The sequence below is a fragment of the Neobacillus rhizosphaerae genome (assembly GCF_050477885.1).
Lineage (GTDB): Bacteria > Bacillota > Bacilli > Bacillales > Cytobacillaceae > Neobacillus > Neobacillus rhizosphaerae_A.
The window spans coordinates 1-5,477 of sequence record NZ_JBCNAC010000206.1 but is presented as its reverse complement, the minus strand read 5'-3'; the positions used below and the strand labels follow the sequence as shown (position 1 = coordinate 5,477).

The 5,477-nt window shown below is 36.5% G+C and carries 6 protein-coding genes; all 6 read right to left on the bottom strand.

Annotated elements, in window-relative coordinates:
- Nucleotides 1-213: 213 nt before the first annotated feature.
- A complete protein-coding gene (locus tag ABES03_RS25665) occupies nucleotides 214-1,107 on the bottom strand; it encodes a hypothetical protein (RefSeq protein WP_430122042.1) in 894 nt (297 codons plus the stop codon).
- A 331-nt stretch (nucleotides 1,108-1,438) separates the two neighbouring features.
- Complete coding sequence (locus tag ABES03_RS25660; protein WP_430122040.1) at nucleotides 1,439-2,065, bottom strand: flagellar brake protein; 627 nt, start codon at nucleotides 2,063-2,065, stop codon at nucleotides 1,439-1,441.
- A gap of 131 nt (nucleotides 2,066-2,196) precedes the next feature.
- On the bottom strand, nucleotides 2,197-3,087 hold the full coding sequence (gene flgL, locus ABES03_RS25655; RefSeq protein WP_430122038.1) for a flagellar hook-associated protein FlgL: 891 nt from the start codon (nucleotides 3,085-3,087) through the stop codon (nucleotides 2,197-2,199).
- Between the two features lie 10 nt (nucleotides 3,088-3,097).
- Complete coding sequence (gene flgK, locus ABES03_RS25650) at nucleotides 3,098-4,543, bottom strand: flagellar hook-associated protein FlgK (RefSeq protein WP_430122036.1); 1,446 nt, start codon at nucleotides 4,541-4,543, stop codon at nucleotides 3,098-3,100.
- A gap of 26 nt (nucleotides 4,544-4,569) precedes the next feature.
- A complete protein-coding gene (locus ABES03_RS25645) occupies nucleotides 4,570-5,055 on the bottom strand; it encodes a flagellar protein FlgN (protein ID WP_430122034.1) in 486 nt (161 codons plus the stop codon).
- 11 nt (nucleotides 5,056-5,066) lie between these two features.
- Nucleotides 5,067-5,342, bottom strand: a complete 276-nt coding sequence (gene flgM / locus ABES03_RS25640) for a flagellar biosynthesis anti-sigma factor FlgM (RefSeq protein ID WP_308079701.1) — start codon at nucleotides 5,340-5,342, stop codon at nucleotides 5,067-5,069.
- Nucleotides 5,343-5,477: the final 135 nt, after the last annotated feature.

The following is a 5,477-nucleotide window of genomic DNA, read 5'->3' as shown; positions in this document are numbered from 1 at the left end:
TTTCCGCTCCAGGCACTTCGCTTTCCGTGGGTGTTTCGGCGAGCCTCCTCGGCGCATGCGCCTGCGGGGTCTCCCCTGAACCATACTCCCACAGGAGTCTTCGTGCCTTCCGCTTCAATCAACAGGGTGTAAAAATCAACACTGTTCTTTAACACATTCAAATAAAAAAAAGATAGTCCAATTCAAAATGGAGTATCTTTTTTTTTGATTTGCTTAGCTGCCGACCTGGAGAACTATTCCAAAGCTATCGATAATATAGTTAAGTCTTTGGTTATAGGATTTAAGATTTTGTATCTTAGCTGCATCCCCCAATTTATTAAATGCAGTAATTTCTCTAGCTAACTTAGAAACTTCTAACTGTAATTCGTCATTTCGTTTTTTCTCTTGTTTTAGTTGATGCTCTCTCTTAACCAGTTTTTCCCTAAGTGCTTCTTTTTCATGATTGATTGTCGATTTCATTGTCTCAACTTGTTGAACAGCTTCCTGGTTTTGAAGGGCCATATTGGTTAATTGGTATAACCCTCTCAACATTTCATTTAGGTTTAGACCGGGAAGTTGTTGTACGTTCGTAATAAGCCCTGACAAAATATCTAGCAAATCAGTATTCTGTTCAGTATTTTGATAGGTAGCTTGAGGAAGTGCAGGTACCTCATTAATTGCTTCAATTGAAATAACCGGTACGTTATTTTCATTAATCGTTGTAAAATGAAGGGCTTTTTGATTCGATTTTGGCTCTTTTTCATTCGACTTTAACGTGGAATAATATTTATAGTTTACAGATTGATAGCCTCGGTTCAGCAGTTGCGCTGCCTCCTCTAATATTTCCGTAATATTTAGTGCACCCTCTTCTTGCCGGTCTTTAATATATTGAAACATAAAGGTAATTTCATTTTTGGTCCATTTACGATTCGTCTTTTTTGAATCCATGTTATTTTGATTATTTTCAGTCATATTAAACATCATCAAATTGTTAAAATAATAAACTAATGATCCAGAAGTCAAATTGTTTTTATTCTCCAACTCATGAATGAAAGACTCTTCTGATTGTCCTAATTCCTGATTCGCAAATGCCTCTTTCAGCTCAGATAGTGCGGATTTTAAACTCATAAGAATACCTCCTACATGATTATTAGAAATGAACGATTGGTACAAAAGCAATAATCCTAAACAACAATAATACAAGCATCAAAATCATTTGTCATTTCAAACGCACTTTCGTTATCATTCTCTTACTATATGTATTCGATCTTATGAATTTTTTATGGGTGTCGTTCAATCAAAAAAATCTATTACTAGTATTTACATGAACATGTTAATTATATAAAATTTGTAATTATCTGTAAACACCTTATTTAAATATTAATAGAGGCTTTTTTAGTAGAAAACAACAAAAAAGCCTTTCTTTTTGAATGAAGAAGGCTTTTTTTATAAACAAATATTATCGTTCCTTTAAGCGGATTTGTCTTTGCTTTTCAAAACAATGCTGGATAATTTTCATTTGATCAGGTCGTTTGATTGAAGTGAATTCTAGAGCTACATATCTTCTTTCGATCTCTCTCATCAAACTACTTCGAATTACTTTTCCTTGAATTGGGACTTGTACTAGTTCCTTACTCCGTAAATCTGGAACGAATAAGGTACCAGCAATTTCTTCACCCTCATGAAATTGGGAATCTAGTTTACATGAAAATAGTACTCCGCCAGCACTAATATTGATGGTATGTAGTTCATTCCCTTCAATCAATAAACGTAAATTTGAATTCACTCGAACATTTTCTCTATGTTGGATTTTGATAATCTCATTTTCATTCGGCTTCGCTAGGCGGAGCAGTGGAATGGTATCTCTAGTCCTGCCTATAATTTCAGTCCTAAATTCAAATTTATTTTCACCAATAATATAAGATATTTCTAATTTTGTCCCTATAGATAACAGACCAATTATTTCTCTATCAAGTGGAATACTAATGAGAATCTCTTTTTCTCCAATCTCGGCAATATTTGACTTACAGGATAGTTCATGGGTTAGTATATCGATCATTATGTTTTGATTCACTTTTGGATACATAGAGTCCTCCTGATAATCTGTTCAATTAAAATATGTCTTATTTATATTTTATCGGATATTGGAAAAAAAAGTTAAGGATAAAATTGCATAAAAAAAGGGCAATCACAAAAAAATTGCGCTGCCCCATATGATTAACGTAAGAAATCTACTAAAGAGGGTTGGATAATACGAGCACCAACAGATAAAGCAGCCCGCTGCACATTCTCTTGGGCTTTTAGATTGGTGATAACTTCTGCCATATCAACATCCTCTTCACCAGATAATAAGCGTGTAGTCGATACTTCAAGCCCGTCTATTCGTGAGATACTTAATTCCATCCGGTTCATTCGTGCACCTAATTCAGAGCGATGTCTGAGAAGGTTGTCCATTTGGCCGTCTAATTGTGCTAAATGGTCTGTTGATCCTGGATTGGGCGAACGAAAATCAGTTTCAATATCTGAAAGTACTTTAAAGATCCCGCCAGCTCCATCGTTGTTAAATACATCTATGCCCTTCACATTGATTTGCACTGTGTTATTTTGCCCCACCACTAATTCTAGTTTTTCATTGTTAGCATTTGTAAATTCTTTTGTAGCACTGCTATATGGAGGAGTTTTTACATCGGTACCTGCAAAAATATATTTTCCAGCTATCTGAGAGTTTGAAATCTCCCCTAGATGCTCTTTTAATTGGCTGATTTCTTCAGCAATAGCATTCCGGTCGGTTTCACTATTCGTTCCATTCTTACCTTGTATTGTAAGCTCTCTTACCCGTTGAAGTACAGAGGTGACTTCATCAAGTGCTTCGTCCGTTGAAGTCATCCAGGAAAGTCCATCATCTGCATTTCTTTTATACTGATCAATTTCGTTTAATGATGAACGATAAAACATGCCTCGTACTGCTGTTACTGGATTATCAGAAGGTTTATTGATCTTTCTGCCTGATGATACCTGTTCTTGTAATTGGTCCATCGTCTTATTGGTTCGCAGTAAATTAAACAACAAATTCTGATTCAATATATTTTGAGTGACACGCAAGGTCATATTATCCCTCCTACAAGCCTACACGGCCCATGCCGTTAATGATTTTATCTAGACATTGGTCCACTACTGTTACCATCCTAGCTGAAGCATTGTATGCCTGCTGGAACTTAATCATGTTCGCCATTTCTTCATCCAACGATACACCAGATACAGACTGGCGGCGGTTCTCTACTTGTTGAATAATCACTTCTGAGTTGCTTTGCATTCTCTGAGCTTCCTGTGAGTCAATACCTAGCTGACCGATAATATTACGGTAATAATCATCTGCCGTAGAGTTGATTCCAGGAAAACCAAGAGCAGTAAATTTAATATTAGCAATGTCTTGCGCATTTTTACCATTTCCTGTTGATGATTGGCCGGATGCTTCCTCCTTAGCTGCAGCTATCAAACTAGGAGATTTCAAAATATCAGGATTAACGGCAATATCATTCATATTCGTTCCAATAAAAAACGGCACTTTATTGGTAGAAGTTCCGTTAATATTATCCAAGTTCATCCCTTTTTCATGAACGGTATTAACGGCATTGACAAATGTCATCGCTAAATTATTCATTTTCTCCTGAATCGTAGGTATAGTGGATTTTACTCCCCCTCCTAAAATTCCAAAAGACTCAATTCTTCCTAATAATTCACCGGAATTTAAGGCAACTTGGGTATTCCCAATTTTGATATTTGCAGGATCTACAACCCCGCTTGATGTATCAACTGTTAGCGTGTTAGCTGTTTTCCCTGAAACAAGTAGAACGCCACCAACAGAGATATCTACTACTCCTGTATCTTTATTTGGAGGGGAAACCTTTACATCAACTAGCTTAGATAGCTGATCAATTAAAACATCCCGTTGATCATATAGATCATTCGGCTGATATTCATTTGGAACAAGCCGACCAATTTGATCATTGAGGTTTCCAATTTGTGCTGCTAATGAATTAACTGAATCCGTTTTCGTTTTAATAACTAATTTAAGATCATCCTGAATTTGATTTAACGACTCGGAAATATGTCTAAGAGTCTCGGTTACTGCTACCCCTTTTTGGCTTACAACGGCACGGGCGGCAGCACTGTCTGGATTCTTCGACAGCTCTTCCCACCCCTTCCAAAATTCATCCATTGTATAAGCTAATCCATCATCAGACGGCTCATTTAATAGCTCTTCCACCTTAGTAAGGGTATCACTTTTCGCTTCCCAATAACCCAAACTCTTATTCTCGCCACGTAGCTGCACGTCCAAATAGTCCTCACGTAAGCGAACAAGCTTATCTACTTCAACACCGGTCCCTAGTTGGATTTGCATACCTGGGATGGAAACTGGCTTTGTGGCGATCATTTCTGCCCGTTGACGTGTATACCCTGTAGTGTTTGCATTCGCAATATTATGACCAGTGGTAGAAAGGGCAGTTTGTTGTGCCGCAAGTCCTCTTTTTCCTAATTCGATCCCATGAAAGGTTGATGTCATGACAAATCCTCCTAAAAAATAAAACTCTAAATCTTCGCATCCAACATGCTAGTATAGCGATTTTTAGCATTTGGACCGTAGCCAATAGCCGGTTCTTTCCTAGCAAACATTCCAATAGAATATTGTATAAATGATAGAGAAGTTTGGATTAATTGTTGGTTATTCTCATTGATCTGAGAAATTTCCTGAATTAACTTGCGCAATTGTTTTGCAGCTGATGTTAGTTTAGCCTTATAAGTGTTATCTTGCTGTAACTTTATTAATTCTTCTAAGGTTTGGGAATCATCAGTAATCCCCTTCTGTTCCATATACTCTTGCACTTTTTGTTTTCTTATTTGTTCTAGTTTTTGAATTTCATCTACGCATAATGCTTCACGATGAATTTGACTTTGAAGACCCTGAATATTACCTTCCACCAGCAAGTTTCTTTTCCCTTTGGCCAAATCTAGTAATCGTTTATGTGCATCGACCATTGTTTCTAAGGTTTGAATAATTGTGTTCAGGGGTTCCATTTACTTGTCTCCTAGATTGATGTATTTTTCCAAAACGCAGTCATTTTCTCAGCAATTTTACTACTGTCTACTTTGTAGGTTCCGTCAGCAATTTGTTGTTTCAATTCTTGAATGCGCTGTTGACGTTGTGCTTGTTCAGACATCATGGCTTGAGAGATTTCACGGCCGCGTGATGATATGCTAACGTCTGCAGAAGTAGATGTCTTTTTAGTGGTGTTATTTGTATTTGAACGATTCGATTGATTTTGGTAGGAATAAAAACCAACTTTCGTATCATTAATTCTCATTTGTAGTTCCCTCCTATTCCTTTATTAATTCTTATCGGTATATTTTTTAAATAGTTTAGTTATCATAATAAATAATAATTATTTTGTTTCTTTATAATTGAATGGCTCTGTTAAAATTGCCTGTTGATTTCCGCT

What these genes read in the sequence shown, in the direction of transcription:
- ABES03_RS25665 (WP_430122042.1), bottom strand. Translation starts at nt 1,107, where the DNA reads ATGAGTTTAAAATCCGCACTATCTGAGCTGAAAGAGGCATTTGCGAAT.
- ABES03_RS25660 (WP_430122040.1), bottom strand. Translation starts at nt 2,065, where the DNA reads ATGTATCCAAAAGTGAATCAAAACATAATGATCGATATACTAACCCAT.
- flgL (WP_430122038.1), bottom strand. Translation starts at nt 3,087, where the DNA reads ATGACCTTGCGTGTCACTCAAAATATATTGAATCAGAATTTGTTGTTT.
- flgK (WP_430122036.1), bottom strand. Translation starts at nt 4,543, where the DNA reads ATGACATCAACCTTTCATGGGATCGAATTAGGAAAAAGAGGACTTGCG.
- ABES03_RS25645 (WP_430122034.1), bottom strand. Translation starts at nt 5,055, where the DNA reads ATGGAACCCCTGAACACAATTATTCAAACCTTAGAAACAATGGTCGAT.
- flgM (WP_308079701.1), bottom strand. Translation starts at nt 5,342, where the DNA reads ATGAGAATTAATGATACGAAAGTTGGTTTTTATTCCTACCAAAATCAA.